Consider the following 16,947-nt stretch of genomic DNA (forward strand, 5'->3'; position numbering starts at 1 on the left):
GCGTCCGAGAGGAACCAGCCGTTTGAAGCCCCTCGCGGGTGCCCGTGCTAGCATGACCGTTCGCATCATCGGCGCGCCGACCGACTACGGCCAAGACCGGCGCGGCGTCGACATGGGTCCGTCAGCCATCCGCTATGCCGGCCTCGCGGACGCGCTGGCGTCCGCGGGCGTCGACGCCGTCGACGCCGGCGACCTCACGGTACCCCGTGCGGAAGAGCGCGACCCGGACGCCCGACAGCCGAGCACGGGGAACGCGAAGTTCCTCCAGGAGACCGAGGAGGTCACGACCGCGCTCGCCGACCGCGTCGCCGACAGTATCGCCGCCGGTGAGACGCCGCTCGTGCTCGGCGGCGACCACTCCGTCGCGATCGGATCGCTCTCGGGCAGCGCGCGCGACGCCGAGATCGGCGCCGTCTGGTTCGACGCCCACGGCGACTACAACACCCCGACGACCTCGCCCTCGGGCAACGTCCACGGGATGCCGCTTTCGGCCGCGCTCGGATACGCGGAGTGGGACGGCGTCGACTGGGCGAACGCGTCCGGCCTCCGCGAGGGGAACGTCGCGTACGTCGGACTCCGCGCGCTCGATGACAGCGAGCGCGAGGCGATCCGCGCCTCCGAGATGACCGCCTACACCATGTCCGACATCGACGAGCGCGGGATCACCGACGTGGTCGAGGCGGCGCTGTCGGTCGCCCGCGACGGCGTCGACGGCGTCCACGTCAGCCTCGATATGGACTGGCTCGACCCGACGATCGCCCCCGGAGTGGGAACGCCCGTCCGCGGCGGTGTCACCTACCGCGAGGCCCACCACGCGATGGAACTCGTCGCCGAGACGGACGGGCTCCGATCGATGGAGGTCGTCGAGGTGAACCCCGTCCTCGACGAGTCGAACGAGACGGCCTCGCTCGCGACCGAACTCGTCGCCAGCGCGTTCGGCAAGCGTATCCTCTGAGGCGACGCCCGCTGCCCCCGCGCGCTGATCCTCGTTATGACCGGCTCGTCCCCGATAGATTGAGGGTCCCCTCCGATCCACCCTCACGCATCCGCTGGAGCGACGTCTCGACCGACGCCGATCTCATCGCCTACAGTCGCGACTACGCCGAGTCCGCGGTCGCGACGTACGACTACCGCCTCCCGTCGCTGTCGGTGGTCGCCGACTGGCGCGTCTCCGGGCGCGCAAAGCGCCGCGCGGCGGTCGTGAAGCATCCGAAAATCCCCGGCTCCGGGGTCGGCGACCCACTCGACTGGGACGCCCTCCGGCGCGAGCACGGCGACCGACTCTCCGGTCCCGACTCGCGGTTCGACTCCCTCCGCGAGTGCCACGTCGTCTGTTCGCGCCGCGCGGCCGACGCCTACGACGAGGCGGAGTGGCGCCGGGTGCTCCGCCACGAACTCGTCCACGTCGAGCAGTTCGCCCGGTTCGGCGCCACCGGCCACGGCGCGTGGTTTCGCGACCGGGCGGCGACGGTGAACGCCGACCGCCACTGTCCCACGTTCCACCGCGGGCGCTACCTGGTCCGATGCCGTGGGTGCGGGGAAGTCGTCGCGGATCGGTGCCGGCGCTGTCGGACGACGCGGCTCGCGGCGTTGTCGACGCGAGAACAGCGCGAGCGGTTGGCGCCGACCGACTGCTGCGGAGCGTTCTACGAACTGGAGGACACCCGCGCGGGGGAGTGACCGCGCCGGCTACTCGGCGTCGGCGGCGGCCGACTCCGTGGTCGGCTCCCGCGTCTCCTCGGCGCTCCGCTCCGCCGAGACGCGCTCGGCCGAGAGCACGTCGACGGCGGCGACCGTGTCGCCCTCGTCCAGATCCATCACGGTAACGCCCATGGTGTTGCGCCCGATCGTCGAGATGTCCTCGACGCGGGTACGCATGATCTGTCCGGCGGCGCTCATCGCGAACAGGTGATCGCCGTAGGTCACCGCCTCGACGGCACACACCCGCCCGTTCCGGTCGGCGGTCTTGATGTCGATGAGCCCCTTCCCGTTGCGGCTCTGGGTGCGGTACTCGTCGAGGTCGGTCCGCTTCCCGTAGCCGTTCTCGGTCACGGTGAGCACCCAGTCGTGGGCGTCCTCGTCGATGGCGGCGATGCCGGCGACGCGGTCGTCGCCGGTGAGCTTGATCCCGCGGACGCCGCGGGCGGTGCGGCCCATCGAACGAACCTCGCTCTCGTCGAAGCGGATCGCCATCCCCCCGCGGGTGCCGATCACGAGGTTACGCCCGCCGTCGGTCACCTCCACGTCGGCGAGCGCGTCGCCGTCCTCCAGTTTGATCGCGCGGATCCCCGTCGAGAGGATGTTGTCGAACTCGTCGCCGGCGGTCCGCTTCACGTAGCCGCCCTCGGTGACCATCGTGAGGTACTCGTCGCCGGTGAGGTCGGCGGTGTTGACGACGGCCGTCAGCTCCTCGTCGCCGTCCAGATCGAGTACGTTCACCGCCGACTTCCCGCGGGCGGTGCGCCCCATCTCGGGCACCTGGTACGTCTTCAGCTGGTAGACGCGGCCCTTGTCGGTGAAACACAGCAGGTAGTCGTGCGTCGACGCGAGGAACACCGAGGACACCCGGTCACCCTGCTTCAGGTCGGCGCCGATGATCCCCTTGCCGCCGCGGTTTTGCGCGCGGAAGTCGGCGGCGGGCATCCGCTTGATGTAGTCGTCCTCCGAGAGGACGACCACCGACTCCTCCTCCGGGATGAGGTCCTCGTGAGTGACGGAGCCGGTGTCCTCGACGAAGCCGGTACGGCGGTCATCGTCGTAGGTGTCCTTGATCTCACGGAGCTCGTCCTTGATGACCGCCAGCAGCTCCGATTCGGAGTCGAGGATCTCGTTCAGGCGCTCGATGGTCGCCTGCACGTCCTCGTACTCCGTCTCGATCTCGGCGGCCTCCATCGAGGTGAGCGAGCCCAGCTGCATCCGGACGATGTGTTCGGCCTGCTCCTCGCTGAACTCGAAGACGCTCCGAAGGGCCGTCTTCGCGGCGTCGCGGTCCTCGCTCTCGCGGATCGTCTCGACGACGTCCTCGACGTTCTCCAGCGCCTTCAGGCGCCCTTCGAGGATGTGCGCGCGGTCTTCCGCCTCCTGCAGGTCGTACTCGGAGCGCCGGGTGACGACCTCCTTGCGGTGCTCGATGTAATGCTCCAGCGTCTCCTTCAGGGTCAGGACCTTCGGCTGCCCGTCGACCAGCGCGAGGTTGATGACGCCGAAGGTGGACTCGAGGTGGTGCTCCAGGAGCTGGTTCTTCACGACCTCGACGTTCGCGCCGCGCTTCAGTTCGATGACGACGCGGACGCCCTCGCGGTCGGACTCGTCGCGGAGGTCGGAGATCCCCTCGATGATCCCCTCGTTCACGTCGTTGGCGATGCGCTCGACGATGCGCGCTTTGTTCTCCTGATACGGCAACTCGGTGACGACGATACGCTGGCGGTCGTTGCCGTACTCCTCGACCTCCATCTCGGCGCGGACGCGGACGCGGCCGCGACCCGTCGTGTACGCCTCGCGCACGGAGTTGCGGCCGACGATGTTCGCGCCCGTCGGGAAGTCCGGCCCCTTCACGTGCTCCATCAGGTCCGCGACCGTCGCGTCGGGGTCGTCGATCAGCTCGATCGTCGCGTCGATCACCTCCCCGAGGTTGTGCGGCGGCACCTTCGTCGACATGCCGACCGCGATGCCGGTCGAGCCGTTGACCAGCAGGTTCGGGTACGCCGCCGGGAGCACGTCCGGTTCGGTCAGGCGGTCGTCGTAGTTCGCCGAAAAGTCGACGGTGTCCTTCTCGATGTCCGACAGCAGCTCCTCGGCGATATTGGCCATGCGGGCCTCCGTGTACCGCATCGCAGCGGCGGGGTCGCCGTCCATCGACCCGAAGTTCCCCTGCCCGTCGATCAACGGGTAGCGCATGGAGAACGTCTGGGCCATGTTCACGAGCGTGTCGTAGATCGCGGCGTCGCCGTGCGGGTGGTAATCACCCATCGTCTCCCCGATCACCGAGGAGGACTTCCGGTGGCTGGTGTTGGAGGTGACGCCCATCTCGTGCATCGCATAGAGGATGCGTCGGTGGACGGGCTTGAGGCCGTCCCGCACGTCGGGCAGCGCGCGACCCGCGATGACCGACATCGCGTAGTCGATGTACGACTGCTCCATCTCGTCCTCGATGCGGACGCGGTCGACCTGGGCCGCGGGGACGTCTTCGGGACCTCCGTCGGGGACGTCCGAACTCATCGGAACACCTCCGTCGTCCGGTGGTCGGATCGCGTCGCTTCCGTCGCCTGTGTCGTCGGTGTCGTCGGTGTCGCGTTCGTCATTGTCGTCACCGGCATCAGATGTCCACCCACTCCGCCTCCGGCGCGTGCTCCTTGATGAACTGCTTGCGCGGCTCGACCGAGTCGCCCATCAGGACGTTGAACATACGGTCGGCGGCCGCGGCGTCGTCGATCGTGATCTGCTTGAGCACCCGGTTCTCCGGGTTCATCGTCGTCTCCCACAGCTGTTCGGGGTTCATCTCGCCCAGGCCCTTGAACCGCTGGACTTGGTCGGGCTTCCCGTCGCACTTCTCCTCGACTATCGCCTCCCGTTCGGCCTCGGTCATCGCGTCGTAGGTGTTCCCGCGGTACCGGATGCGGTACAGCGGCGGCTGGGCCGCGTACACGTAGCCCGCCTCGACGAGCGGGCGCATGTGCCGGTAGAACAGCGTGAGCAGGAGCGTCCGGATGTGGGCGCCGTCCACGTCGGCGTCGGTCATCATGATGACCTTCTCGTAGCGCGCCTCCTCGATGTCGAACTCGTCGCCGATACCGGTGCCGACGGCGGTGATCATGTTCCGGATCTCGTCGTTCTGGAGCACCCGGTCGAGCCGGTGTTTCTCGACGTTGAGGATCTTCCCGCCCAGCGGGAGGATCGCTTGGAATTCGGGGTTTCGCCCCTGCTTGGCCGAGCCGCCCGCGGAGTCGCCCTCCACGATGAACAGCTCGGCGTCCTCGGGGTCGCGCGACTGGCAGTCGGACAGCTTGCCGGGCAGCGCCGTCGACTCCAGCGCCGACTTGCGCCGGGTGAGCTCCTCGGCCTGCTTGGCGGCCTTGCGGGCGCGGGCCGCCTCCGCGGCCTTGCTGACGATCGTCTCGGCGGTGTCGGGATTCTCCTCGAAGAACGTGCCGAGGTGCTCGTGAACCGCCGACTCGACGATCCCGCGTACCTCCGAGTTGCCCAGCTTCGTCTTCGTCTGCCCCTCGAACTGCGGGTCGGGGTGTTTCACCGAGATAACGGCCGTCAGCCCCTCGCGGACGTCCTCGCCCGTGAGGTTGCCGTCGAGGTCGCCGATCAGCCCGTTGTCGTTGGCGTAGTCGTTGACGACGCGCGTCAGCGCGGTCTTGAACCCGGTGAGGTGGGTTCCCCCCTCGCGCGTGTTGATGTTGTTGGCGAACGCGTGGACCGACCCCTGCAGCTCGTCAGTCGCCTGCAGGGCGACCTCGACCTGTACGATGCCGTCCTCGGCCTCCTCGTCGGTGTCGAAGTACACCACGTCGCGGTGCAGCGGCGTACGCGTCTCGTTGAGGTACTCGACGAACTCGCGGATGCCGCCCTCGTAGTGGAACGTCTCCACCTCGCCGTCGCGCTCGTCGGTGAGCGTGATCGTGACGCCCTCGTTGAGGAACGCGAGCTCGCGCAGGCGGTTCGCGAGCGTGTCGAAGGTGAAGTCGATCGTCTCGAAGATGTCCGTGTCCGGCCAGAAGCGGATGGTCGTGCCCGTCTCCTCGTCGGAGTCCATGTCGCGGACGCGCTCGAAGGCGCCCTCCTCGGGCTCGCCGTGGTCGAAGCGGTGGCGCCAAACGGCGCCGTCGCGCTTCACCTCGACCTCCAGCCAGTGCGACAGCGCGTTCACCACGGAGACGCCGACCCCGTGGAGCCCGCCCGACACCTGGTAGGACTTGTTGTCGAACTTCCCGCCGGCGTGGAGGATCGTCATGATGACCTCCACCGCCGGTCGGTCGTACTTCTCGTGGGTGTCGACGGGAATGCCGCGTCCGTCGTCGGAGACGGAGACGGAGCCGTCCTCGTGGACGGTCACCTCGATCTCGTCGCAGTAGCCCGCGAGCGCCTCGTCGATGGAGTTGTCGACGACCTCGTAGACCAGATGGTGGAGGCCGCGAGAGTCCGTAGAACCGATGTACATCGCCGGGCGCTTGCGGACGGCCTGAAGGCCTTCCAACACCTGAATCTGCCCGGCACCGTACTCACTATCCCCTGAATCTGACATAGGAACCTTACGAACCCCTAACGGAGCCCCGGTTATAAGTCCTCCCACGCGCGCGCGTAAGCGACCCGTGATACCGTCCGGTGGTCACGCTCATCCGGCCCCCTTGGTCTGACGCTCCGCGCGCTCACCGCGGCATGGATCGGCTGAACGAGCGATCAGGACATACCAATAAGATTGTTGACTGGTCCCGAACCGTCCAAACGCCGACGACTGCCCGTTCACTTCCACCGCGGTGAGGACACGGTTATAACCCCGCGTCGGATAGGGATTGCCACGAGAATGACGTCGTTCCAGTCGCAACTCGGCGAGGACCAGGGGATCGCCGACGAGCTGGCCGAGGGCCAGCGGGAGATCTCCATCGCCGAGTTCTTCGAGAAGAACAAGCACATGCTCGGGTTCGACTCGGGCGCCCGCGGGCTGGTCACCGCCGTCAAGGAGGCCGTCGACAACGCGCTCGACGCCTGTGAGGAGGCGGGGATCCGCCCCGACATCTACGTCGAGATCAGGGAGGTGGGGGACTACTACCGCCTGATCGTCGAGGACAACGGTCCCGGGATCACGAAAGAACAGCTTCCGAAGGTGTTCGGGAAGCTCCTGTACGGCAGTCGCTTTCACGCCAGAGAACAGAGTCGCGGTCAACAGGGGATCGGTATCTCCGCGGCCGTGCTCTACTCGCAGCTCACCTCCGGCAAGCCCGCGAAGATCACCTCCCGCCCGAAGGGCGAAGTCGACGCGCAGTACTTCGAGCTGATCATCGACACGGACACCAACGAGCCGGAGATCAGAGCCGAGCGGACCACGTCGTGGGATCGATCACACGGCACGCGCATCGAGGTGGAGATGGAGGCGAACATGCGCGCGCGCCAGCAGCTCCACGACTACATCAAACACACCGCCGTCGTCAATCCCCACGCCCGGCTCGAACTCCGCGAGCCCGGACTGGAGGAGCCGCTGAAGTTCGAACGCGGCACCGACCAGCTTCCCGCCGAGACCAAAGAGATCCGCCCGCACCCACACGGGGTCGAACTCGGAACGCTGATCAAGATGCTGGAGGCGACCGAGAGCTACTCCGTGTCGGGCTTCCTCCAGGAGGAGTTCACCAGGGTCGGCAAGAAGACCGCCGACAAGGTGATCAAGAACTTCCGTGATCGCCACTTCGGCCGGGAGCTCGGGTGGAGCGCCGACGAGGACGCGGTCGCCGAGGCGATCGCTGCCGCCGTCTCCAACAAGGGTGCCGACGCGACCGACTTCTTCGCGAGCGAGGTCGCGAGCACCCTCGGCGGGCGCGAGCGGACGAGCCATCACGAGCTCGTCGAGATCGTCGACAACGTCGCCGACGCCGCCGAGGACGGGCACGGCACGCGCTTCGGCTCGACCGTCCGCGACAACGCCGTCGAGGCCGCGTGGGCGACGATGACCGCCTACGACGAGGACGCCGACGAGGACGCCCTGACCGGCGACCTGTACGGGCTCGTCGACGATGCCACCTCCACCCGGAAGGACGACGCCGTCGTCACCGGGATGGCCGAGCGGCTCGCCCGGCGGTTCGCCGCCGGCGACGAGAGAACCCGCGCGACGCACTCGGATCTCTCGACGCTCGTCGACGAGGCGGCCGACGACACCGAGGAGTTCGACGACGCGACGTTCGGCGACACCGCCCGCGAGAACGTCATCGATGCGCTGTGGTCGCGGATGGTCACCGTTCCCGACGACGCGCCGAAGGTGCGCGAGACGGCCGCCGACCGCGACACTACCAGCGAACTGCTGGAGGCGATGCGCGAGACCGACATCCTCGCGCCGCCGACGGACTGTCTCGCGCCGATCACCTCGGAACTCGTCGAGGCGGGGCTGCGCAAGGAGTTCGACGCGGACTTCTACGCGGCCGCGACGCGCGACGCCGAGGTCCACGGCGGCGACCCGTTCATCGTCGAGGCCGGCATCGCTTACGGCGGCGAGCTGGAGGACGGCGGACAGGTCGACCTGCTTCGCTTCGCCAACCGCGTCCCGCTGGTCTACCAGCGGGGTGCCTGCGCGACGACCGACGTGGTGAAGCGGATCGGCTGGCGAAACTACGGGCTGGACCAGCCCGGCGGCTCGGGGATGCCGAACGGCCCCGCGGTGATCATGATCCACGTCGCCTCGACGAACGTGCCGTTCACCAGCGAGTCGAAGGACGCGCTCGCGAACATCCCCGCCATCGAGGACGAGATCGAGCTCGCTGTTCGGGAGGCCGCCCGCGAACTGAAGAGCTACCTGAACAAGCGCCGCTCGATGCAGAAGCGCCGGGAGAAACAGGACGTGCTCGGGCGCATCCTCCCGGAGATGGCCGACAAGGTCGCGGAGGTCACCGGGCGCGAGCGCCCGAACATCGACGCCGCGTTGGCGCGCATCATGAACAACGTCGGCATCGAGCGCGAGCGCGACGGCGACACCGTCCGCCTCATCGTCGAAAACCACTCCGACCGCACCGAATCGCCGGACGTGACCGATATCGTGAGCGTCGAGCCGACGGACGTGCCCGAGGAGGCGACCGTCGTCGACCTCGACGGCGAGTGGTTCGTGAAGTGGAACCCGAGCGTCCCCGGCGGCGAGGAGGCCGTCCTGGAGTACACCGTCGCCGGCGACGCCGACTTCGACGTGAACGTCGACGGCATCGAGACCGAGAAGCTGACCGTGAACGCCTGATATGAGCGCAGACACACCCCACACCAAGCTGAACGAGGAGAAGGCCCGCGAACAGCTGATCGACCTCGCGGCGGAGTTCTACGACCAGTTCGATCACGGGGACATCCCCGAGATGACGCTCCCCACGCGGACGAAGAGCAACATCGTCTTCGACGAGGAGGCGGGCGTCTGGGTGTACGGCGATCGCACCTCCACCCGCTCGGCCAACTCCGTGCGCGGCGCGCGAAAGCTCCTGAAGGCGGTGTACGCCGTCGAGTTCCTCGCCCAGCAACTGGACGAGGACCGTTCGTCCACCCTTCGTGAGCTGTACTACCTCTCGGAGTCGTGGGACTCCGAGGAGGCGCAGTTCACCTCACAGGACGAGTCGAACCAACTGATCGAGGACCTCGAGATCGTCTCGGGGGTCACCCGCGAGGACTTCCATATGCGCCCGGAGGAGTCGGGCGCGAAGGTGATGGGTCCGCTCCGGCTCCGCGAGCAGACCCGCCGCGGCGACCGCGATATCCACTGTCAGGAGGACGTCGGGCAGGGGGGATACCAGATCCCCAACAACCCCGACACGATCGAGTTCCTCGACAACGACGCCGAGTTCGTCCTCTGCGTCGAGACCGGCGGCATGCGCGACCGGCTCGTCGAGAACGGCTTCGACGTCGACTACGACTCGATCGTCGTCCACCTCGGGGGGCAGCCGGCCCGCGCGACCCGCCGGCTCACCAAGCGCCTGCACGACGAGCTCGACCTGCCGGTCGTGGTGTTCTGTGACGGCGACCCGTGGTCGTACCGCATCTTCGGCTCCGTCGCCTACGGGTCGATCAAGTCCGCGCACCTCTCGGAGTACCTCGCGACGCCGGAGGCCGAGTACGTCGGTATCCGCCCGCAGGACATCGTCGACTACGACCTCCCGACGGACCCGCTCGCGGACTCGGACGTGAACGCCCTCGAGTCGGAGTTGGAGGACCCGCGGTTCCAGACCGACTTCTGGGAGGAGCAGATCGAACTGCAGCTCGACATCGGGAAGAAGGCCGAACAGCAGGCGCTCGCGGCGCAGGGCCTGGACTTCGTCACGGACACGTACCTCCCCGAGCGGCTCGGGGAGATGGGCGTTCTCTGAGGCGTCGGCTCCTACCGTCGTTCGAACAGCTCCTCGCGTTCTCGCCCGTCTTCGTCCCGCAGCCGGGCCAGCTCCGCGTCGACATCGTCGACGGCGGACCGTCCGTCCGACTCGTCGGCGCAGGCGTCGCAGTAGACGTTCTCGCCCGAGCTCGTCGTCCGCAGCGGGATCCCGGCGACGTAGAACCGCTTCGCGTACCGGCGGTGCTCCCCGCGGAACACCCGCCGACCGCAGGCGGCACACGGCTCCGACGGGTTGCGGACACGCTCGTGCTCGACGGTCTGTGTAGTGCCGAACGTGCCCGGTGATTCCAGCCCGTCGCGGGCCACCTGGGGGATCGCGATCGCGACCAGCGCCGACAGGACGAACACGAGCGAGCCGAGCACGGCGGCGACCACCGAGAGGTTCGCGGCCACGGCCGCGCCGACCCAGACGGCGCCGCCGACCACGAGCAGCCCGGCGGCGGCCGCGGCGATGGCGGTCGCGAGATCCCGCTTGCCGTCGTTGCCGCCCGAGAGGGACCGTTCGGTGCCGTCCGCGTACACCACGCGACGCGGCGCGCCCGAGGTGTAGCGGTACAGGGCGTACAGGAGATTGCCGATCCCGCCGGTCAACAGGAACAGGACGACGTGGATCGGGAGCCGGCCGAAGCCGCGCTTGCGGACGACGACCCGCTCGCCGTCGTCGGCGACCGTCTCCCACCCCTCCGCGTGGAGGTCGGCGACGCGTCGGCGGAGCCACGCGCGGTCCTCCGCGCTCGGGGATCCGCGCCCGGGCTGGTCGCGGTCGGTCGACCGAACGGGGCGGCCACAGCCCGAACAGAACCGGTCCTCGGGATCGATCCGGGTTCCGCAGCCGTCACAGGTGCGCGAGCGATCGGCCGCCGACGATCGGGAGGGCATCGACCGGAATGTCACTCGCCGGAAGGGAAGTAGCTTGCGTGCAGTGTCGTTGCGAGGTGGCTTCACCGCGGCGTCATCGTTTCGTACTGGGCACTCCGCGACCGCAGCCCTGCCCCGGTTCCTTGGTCCGAGTCGCGACTCCCTACTCCGCCGACTCGTCGAGCGCGACCGGGATCGCTCGCTTCGCAACGTCGCTGGCGAACGCCGCGGAGTCGGCCTCGAGAAACGCCTGCGTGTTGTAGTGGATCGGGACGACCAGGTCCGGGTCCATGCGCTCGGCGAGGGCGGCCGCCTCGGGACCGCTCATGCAGACGGACCCGGAGAGGTTCGCGAGGAACAGCGACACGTCCAACTCGGCGAACGCCGCGAGCGCGTCGGAGTCGCCGGGCCAGAACACCGAGGTCCCCTCGCTCCCGACAGTGAACCGGTAGCCGACGCCGAGCCCCTTCGGATGCGGCACGGAGCCGTCGTCGTCCGCGTGCGGCCCGTCCGCCTCGTTGTACGCCGGCATCGACCACACGTCGCCGACGCCGTCGACGGCGACGTGGTCCGCCTCGCCGACGCGGACGACCTCGAACGGCAGCTCGTCGACGGGCTTCGCGTCGCGGTCGATCCCGGCGGCGTCGACGCCCTCGTACACGACGACGGTGGCGTCGTCCGCGGCGACGCGCTCGATCCCCTCTGAGTCGTAGTGGTGGTCGTGGGTGACGACCACGAGGTCGGCGTCCATCGGCCGGTGGTCGGTGGCGCGTGGGTGCGCGGCCTCCTTCGGGTTGCCGCCGCCGGGCGGCGTCCACTCACCCGAGAGCACACCGTAGCGGCCGGGATCGGTGTACGCGACGGTGCCGTCCTCGCTCTCGATGCGCGCGGTGGCGTAGCCGTACCACGTGACCCGTAGGTCGTCGTGTCGAACCGTCATGTGGGTGCGTCGTGGCGGGCGCCGTCTATAGGTATCGCTCGGCGAGCGGGCCGGCGGAAAAGCCGACGGCGAACACGAACAGCACGGTCGAGAACGCGGCGAGTCGGAGCGCGAGCGACAGCGGACCCCCGCCGGCGGCGACGACGGCGGTGGCGACCAGCGCGGCGACGGTCGCGAGGCCCAGCAGCGCCTGCAGGGGGTACGTCGCGACGGTCCGGCGTGGGTTCATATCGGCCCCACGACCGCCCCCCGCTAGTGTCTTGTCACTCGTCCCCGACGAGCCGGCGAACCCGCGTCAGCGAGTCGGCGTCGGCCGGGGACTTGTCCTCGCGGACCGCGAGAAACCGCGGGAACCGCAGCGCGTACCCGGAGTCGTACGTCGGCGACGCCTGGATCTCCTCGTACCCGACCTCGAAGACCACCTCGGGGGCGAACGACACGGTCTGTCCGGACTCGGCGCGCACGTGCGGCTCCAGCAGATCCGTCAGGTCCGCCAGCTCCTCGTCGGTGATGCCGGTCGCGACCTTGCCGACGGTGGCGTACCCGTCGTTGCCGCGGTCGCGGTCGTCCCTGCTGCCGGCGTTCCTGTCGCCGTCGCTCCCGTCGACGTCGCCGGCGTCTCCCCCCGTGCGGACGCTCACCTCGAACGTCCCGAACAGCTCCGCGCGGCGCCCCTCGCCCCACTCGGCGCCGGTGACGACGAGATCGAGCGTCTCCACGTCGGGCTTGCGCTTGAGCCACTCCTTCCCCCGGTTCCCGGGGTCGTACGTCGATTCCGGGCGCTTGAGCATCACGCCCTCGTGACCGGCCGCCAGCGCCTCGGCCTCGAACGCCTCGATCTCCGCGGCCTCGTCGGAGACGAGCAGGTCGGAGACGCCGTCGGCGAGCACCTCGCGGAGGCGGTCGTGGCGCTCGGCCAACGGCGCGTCGAGCAGGTCGTCGCCGCCGGCGTGCAGGCAGTCGAACGCCCGAAGCTCGACGCGCACCTCCTCGCGCATCCGGTCGACGTCGTGCTTGCGCCGGAAGCGCCGGAGGATCTCCTGAAACGGGAGCGGCTCGCCGTCGTCGTCGACGGCGACCGCCTCGCCGTCGAGGATCGCCGGCGCCGTGGCGTGGTCGCGGACGTGCTCGACCAGCTCCGGGAGCGCGGCGGTCACGTCCTCCATGTTCCGCGAGTAGATCGAGATCGCGCCGTCTCCCCCGGCCTCGGTGGTGTCGCCCCCGCCCTCGCCCCCGTCGGCGTCGTCCCCGGTTCCGTCCGCGTCGTCGTCGGCCTCGTAGTGGATCTGCACCCGCGCGCCGTCGTACTTCGTCTCGACGGCGACAGCGTCCCACGCCTCCAGCGCGTCGGCGACGGTCCCCGCCTGCGCGAGCATCGAGCGGACCGGCCGCCCGACCGACAGCGACACCTCCCGGAGTCCCCGTTCGCGCTCGTCGCGGGCGAGTTCGGCGACCCGGCCGTGGTCGTTCGTCACCTGCAGCGCGCGCTCGACGAGCGCGACCAGTTCCTCGGTGCGGTCGTCCTCCGCGCGCTCCTCCGTCGGCGTCGTCACCGACGCGCCGAGGAACGCCTCGGCGGTGGCGTCCCGGAGCGTGCCCGAGCCGACGCCGATCCGCATCTCCCCGAGGACGAGTCGCGCGAGGTACTTCGCCTCGGTCGGGTCGGCCCGCGTGAACAGTCCGAACAGCGTGTCCTCGCGGAACGACTCGCTGCCGTCGCCGGTCGCCTCGGCGACGGCGACGAGTTCCTCGTACACCTCGCGGACGGTCAGGTCGCCGCCGGCCCCGGCGTCGCCGTCGGCGCCGCCGCCCGCGAACGCGGCGAGCCCGGTCTGTCCTCCCAGATCGAGGTCGGCCGCGACCGCGCCGATCTCGCCGGTCTCCGCGAGTCGCTGCTCGATGTCGTCGGCGGTGACGTTCGCGCCCGCGGCCCGCGCCAGCGCCGCGTGACACAGTGACGGGCCGACCGAGAGCGTCCGGCCGTCCCACCCGGGAAACACGGCGCCGCGGAGGAACCGCGCGACGATCGCGAGGTCGTCGCCCCCGGTGGCCCCGTCGTCCTCGGATACGTCGTCGCTTCCGGACGCCGCGTCAGCTCCGGTCGCTGTGCCGCCGCCGGCGGCCGCCAGCGCGTCGGCGACGAGCGCGACGGTGGCGAGGTCGCCGGACTCGGCGGCCATCGACTCCGCGCGCCCGGCGAACGTGGCGAACTCCATGCCCGGCCGGAGTCGGGCGGCGAGAATAACTCCGACGACTCGCGCTTGCGGGCGATCGCGACTGTCGCCCTGGGGCCGTTCGCCGGGCCAGTTCCTTGGACGGCTCTCCGAGTCCGTTCCTCAGGACAGCTCGCCGGACGTCGATCCGAGATCCGCCGCGGTCGGATCCGCCGCGTCCCGCCGGATCGCGAGCTGTTCATCGAGCCACCGCTCCTGTCGCTCGCGACCGCCGATCCCGGCCAGCGGCTCGACCGTCTCCGCGCCGGCGGCGGCGATCCGACTGAGCAGCCCGCCGCGCTCCTTCAGCGCGTCGCGCATCGGTCGGTCGGCGAACACGACGACTCGGTCGTGCTCGTGTTTGCGGACCCGAGAGGCGATCTCGGCCACGACGTCCATCGACCACCGCGCCTGTGCGGCCGGCTCTAGGGCCGTGAACTCCCGGTCGACCCCCTCGACGGTCTCGTCGGGGTCGATCGCGCCGTGACGCTCCGAGAGGACGACCCACTCGTCGCAGACGAGCTCGGCGAGCTCGGCCTTCTTCGTGAAGAACGCCGTCGCGTAGCGATCGACCGCGGTCCCCCGCCCCCGGAAGGGACAGGCGCCGGCCTGCACGAGCCCGAAGGTCTCCATACGCGGGGATCAGAGGTTCAGTTTATAAATTTTGGTTCTCGATCGCGATATCGGTAGCTGTCTCTCTCCCCCGACGGGTTCAAGGCCGACGCGACTGCACCGGGCACCATGACCGACGACGACGGCCATCTCGCCGACCGAGTGCGGGGTGTGTTGGAGACCGACCCCGAGGAGTTTCGACAGCGGGCCGAGGCGGACGCGGAGACTGTGAAGGCGGAGCTTCGCGACGGGACCTTCGACAACCACCAGTCGATCATCGGTCTGGAGTACGAGTTCTACGCCGTCTCGGAGGGGCGGTGGCGGGAGGGGGGCGACGAGGACGTCGACGGGGCGGGACAGGTCGCGGCAGACGTGAACGCCCCACACCTCAGCAGGGTTCCCCGTCGTCTACTGGAGCTCATCGGCTTCGAGAAGGAGTTGGGACTGCACAACGCCGAGATGACGACGAGCCCGCAGCCGCTCAATGCCGCCGGCGTGCGCGCGCAGGCGGCCGAGGTTCGCGCCCGCCTCGAGGCGGCCGAGGAGACGACCGGGGCCGAGGGGATGCGGCTCGTCTCGGACGCGATGTGGACGGTCCCGCCGATCGGCGAGACCGCGCGTGAGTACCTCACGGACTCCGTCGAGGACGACGGGGTTCGGGTCGCGACCAACATGAGCGACGCCGTGCGCTATCACGCGATGGCCAACGGTCCCGGGTCGGGGTCGTACTCGGTCGACGCCCCGCACGTCGAGTTGACGGCGGACACGGTGATGCCCGAGAGCCTCATCACGTCGATCCAGCCGCACTACCAGGTCGCGCGCGCGGAGGACATCCCCCGGATCCACAACCTCGCGCTCCGGATCGCGGGACCGCTGCTCGCGCTTGGGGTCAACGCCCCGTTCTTCCCGCCGGACCTGTATGCCGACGACGCGACCGCGGCGGACGTCCTCGCCGACGGCTGGCACGAGAACCGCGTCGCGGTCTTCGAGTCGGTACTCAACGAGGAGGGCGCACAGAAGGTGACGTTCCCCGAGGACCTCGACACCGTCGAGGAGGCGGTCGACCGCGTCGCCGCCGACCCGACGATCGTTCCGATGCCGGTCGCGGAGGGCAACCGCTTCGACGACGCGTTCGCGACACTGCGTCGCAAACACGGCACCTACTGGCGGTGGGTGCGCCCGGTGTTCGACGGCGCCACCCGGTCGGCCGCGAACGCACGTATCGAGTTCCGGCCGATCCCCGCTCAGCCGACCGTGGGCGACTCGATCGCGTTCCTCGCGGCGTACGCGGGCCTGCTGGAAAGCCTCCCCCGGCGGCGCCATCCCGTGTACGATCTCGACTGGGAACTCGCCCGCGACAACTTCTATGCGGCCGTCCGCGACGGCGTCGAGGCGGATCTCTCGTGGATTACGACCGACGGCGTCGAGACGACCGACTCCGACGCGATCTTCGACGACCTGCTGTCGCACGCCGAGGCCGGCTTGGAGGACGTCGGCCTCTCGGGATCCGAGGCCGAGTCGTATCTCGCGCCGCTGCGCTGGCGGGCGGAGACGGGAGTGACGCCCGCGGCGTGGAAGCGTCGTCGCGTCCGCGCGCGCCTCGACGACGGCGCCGACCTCGCCGACGCGATCCCCGCGATGCAGCGGACGTACGTGGAACGACAGCGCGAGACGCTGGTCGACGGGACGCTCGCCGACTGGGTCGACGAGTAGCGCGTCGATCGGTCGGCTCGTAGCCGGTTCCGACTATCCGGTCGGCCGTGGCCGACCCCGATCACTCCGTGACTCAAAAGCCGATGTGGGAGGTGGAACTTGGACCGTCGTTGTCGTCGTCATCGTTGTCCCGAGGCCCGTCGTGACGGTACGTGTAACCCTCGTCGACGAGGGACACCGCGCCGTCCTCGACTGCGATCTCCACGGCGGTCAGCGTCGTCCCCGCCGCCTCGCCGTTGTCGCAGTCGCCCGCGCAGGCGTCGAACATCGACCCGTGCTTCGGGCAGATGATCTCGCCCTCCCGCATCGCCGCGCCGCGACCCCGGTCGAGCCGCTGGTACTCGTGGGGGCAGACGTTGACCCACGCGCGGACGCCGGGGTCCTCCCCACAGCGGACGAGGATCACCTCGCGGTCGGTGCCGTGGCTGTCGCTGACGGTGAACAGGTGCGAGCCGCGCTCCGGTACCTCGTCGATCGACGTGATCCGCGCGCCGGCGGCCATCGACGGCGCGTTCGCTGGCGGGGGTGAAAAACGTCGTCCT

At 69.5% G+C, this 16,947-nt stretch carries 13 protein-coding genes; 5 read left to right on the plus strand and 8 right to left on the minus strand.

Translation table 11 applies throughout. From position 1 onward, the window contains the following. Positions 1–52 precede the first annotated feature (52 nt). Positions 53–955: an arginase gene (gene rocF, locus ABJD39_RS12075; protein WP_348608953.1), complete on the plus strand. Its 903-nt coding sequence runs from the start codon at positions 53–55 to the stop codon at positions 953–955. Positions 956–1,014: 59 nt separating this feature from the next. Next, positions 1,015–1,680, plus strand: coding sequence for a SprT-like domain-containing protein (locus ABJD39_RS12080; protein ID WP_348608955.1), 666 nt, complete (start codon positions 1,015–1,017; stop codon positions 1,678–1,680). Positions 1,681–1,689: 9 nt separating this feature from the next. Here the strand turns inward: ABJD39_RS12080 and gyrA are convergent, their stop codons facing one another. Then, entirely contained in the window at positions 1,690–4,218 is a 2,529-nt protein-coding gene (gyrA, locus tag ABJD39_RS12085) for a DNA gyrase subunit A (protein ID WP_348608957.1), read from the minus strand. Between the two features lie 97 nt (positions 4,219–4,315). Next, entirely contained in the window at positions 4,316–6,250 is a 1,935-nt protein-coding gene (gyrB, locus tag ABJD39_RS12090; RefSeq protein ID WP_348608960.1) for a DNA topoisomerase (ATP-hydrolyzing) subunit B, read from the minus strand. A gap of 279 nt (positions 6,251–6,529) precedes the next feature. On the opposite strand from gyrB, the gene ABJD39_RS12095 reads away from it, so the two are divergent. Both ABJD39_RS12095 and ABJD39_RS12100 read left to right on the plus strand, forming a co-directional pair. Beyond that, positions 6,530–8,935, plus strand: a complete 2,406-nt coding sequence (locus ABJD39_RS12095; protein WP_348608963.1) for a DNA topoisomerase VI subunit B — start codon at positions 6,530–6,532, stop codon at positions 8,933–8,935. Between the two features lies 1 nt (position 8,936). Next, a complete protein-coding gene (locus ABJD39_RS12100; protein ID WP_348608966.1) occupies positions 8,937–10,046 on the plus strand; it encodes a DNA topoisomerase IV subunit A in 1,110 nt (369 codons plus the stop codon). An 11-nt stretch (positions 10,047–10,057) separates the two neighbouring features. Here the strand turns inward: ABJD39_RS12100 and ABJD39_RS12105 are convergent, their stop codons facing one another. The 5 genes from ABJD39_RS12105 to ABJD39_RS12125 form a co-directional block, all read right to left on the minus strand. Then, positions 10,058–10,948 carry a hypothetical protein gene (locus tag ABJD39_RS12105; RefSeq protein ID WP_348608969.1) on the minus strand — a complete coding sequence of 297 codons (891 nt, stop codon included), beginning with the start codon at positions 10,946–10,948 and terminating at the stop codon, positions 10,058–10,060. A 142-nt stretch (positions 10,949–11,090) separates the two neighbouring features. After that, the gene (locus tag ABJD39_RS12110; protein WP_348608972.1) at positions 11,091–11,867 is read right to left on the minus strand and encodes an MBL fold metallo-hydrolase; all 777 of its coding nucleotides are present in this window, start codon (positions 11,865–11,867) and stop codon (positions 11,091–11,093) included. 25 nt (positions 11,868–11,892) lie between these two features. After that, entirely contained in the window at positions 11,893–12,096 is a 204-nt protein-coding gene (locus ABJD39_RS12115; RefSeq protein WP_348608975.1) for a hypothetical protein, read from the minus strand. A 34-nt stretch (positions 12,097–12,130) separates the two neighbouring features. Next, positions 12,131–14,083 (minus strand): ATP-dependent DNA ligase, encoded by a 1,953-nt coding sequence (locus ABJD39_RS12120; RefSeq protein WP_348608977.1) that lies wholly within the window; start codon positions 14,081–14,083, stop codon positions 12,131–12,133. Between the two features lie 120 nt (positions 14,084–14,203). Then, the gene (locus ABJD39_RS12125; protein ID WP_348608980.1) at positions 14,204–14,713 is read right to left on the minus strand and encodes a DUF6884 domain-containing protein; all 510 of its coding nucleotides are present in this window, start codon (positions 14,711–14,713) and stop codon (positions 14,204–14,206) included. A gap of 108 nt (positions 14,714–14,821) precedes the next feature. On the opposite strand from ABJD39_RS12125, the gene ABJD39_RS12130 reads away from it, so the two are divergent. Then, complete coding sequence (locus tag ABJD39_RS12130) at positions 14,822–16,405, plus strand: hypothetical protein (protein WP_348608983.1); 1,584 nt, start codon at positions 14,822–14,824, stop codon at positions 16,403–16,405. Between the two features lie 73 nt (positions 16,406–16,478). Here the strand turns inward: ABJD39_RS12130 and ABJD39_RS12135 are convergent, their stop codons facing one another. Further along, entirely contained in the window at positions 16,479–16,907 is a 429-nt protein-coding gene (locus ABJD39_RS12135) for a Rieske (2Fe-2S) protein (protein WP_348608986.1), read from the minus strand. Between the last annotated feature and the right edge of the window lie 40 nt (positions 16,908–16,947).

The sequence above is a fragment of the Halobaculum rarum genome (assembly GCF_040025155.1).
GTDB classification, from domain to species: Archaea; Halobacteriota; Halobacteria; order Halobacteriales; family Haloferacaceae; genus Halobaculum; species Halobaculum rarum.

Bases quoted from the DNA above. Each gene is read 5' to 3' on its own strand.
- ABJD39_RS12120 (WP_348608977.1), bottom strand. From the start codon at position 14,083: ATGGAGTTCGCCACGTTCGCCGGGCGCGCGGAGTCGATGGCCGCCGAG.
- ABJD39_RS12095 (WP_348608963.1), top strand. From the start codon at position 6,530: ATGACGTCGTTCCAGTCGCAACTCGGCGAGGACCAGGGGATCGCCGAC.
- gyrB (WP_348608960.1), bottom strand. From the start codon at position 6,250: ATGTCAGATTCAGGGGATAGTGAGTACGGTGCCGGGCAGATTCAGGTG.
- rocF (WP_348608953.1), top strand. From the start codon at position 53: ATGACCGTTCGCATCATCGGCGCGCCGACCGACTACGGCCAAGACCGG.
- gyrA (WP_348608957.1), bottom strand. From the start codon at position 4,218: ATGAGTTCGGACGTCCCCGACGGAGGTCCCGAAGACGTCCCCGCGGCC.
- ABJD39_RS12110 (WP_348608972.1), bottom strand. From the start codon at position 11,867: ATGACGGTTCGACACGACGACCTACGGGTCACGTGGTACGGCTACGCC.
- ABJD39_RS12130 (WP_348608983.1), top strand. From the start codon at position 14,822: ATGACCGACGACGACGGCCATCTCGCCGACCGAGTGCGGGGTGTGTTG.
- ABJD39_RS12135 (WP_348608986.1), bottom strand. From the start codon at position 16,907: ATGGCCGCCGGCGCGCGGATCACGTCGATCGACGAGGTACCGGAGCGC.
- ABJD39_RS12125 (WP_348608980.1), bottom strand. From the start codon at position 14,713: ATGGAGACCTTCGGGCTCGTGCAGGCCGGCGCCTGTCCCTTCCGGGGG.
- ABJD39_RS12100 (WP_348608966.1), top strand. From the start codon at position 8,937: ATGAGCGCAGACACACCCCACACCAAGCTGAACGAGGAGAAGGCCCGC.
- ABJD39_RS12115 (WP_348608975.1), bottom strand. From the start codon at position 12,096: ATGAACCCACGCCGGACCGTCGCGACGTACCCCCTGCAGGCGCTGCTG.
- ABJD39_RS12105 (WP_348608969.1), bottom strand. From the start codon at position 10,948: ATGCCCTCCCGATCGTCGGCGGCCGATCGCTCGCGCACCTGTGACGGC.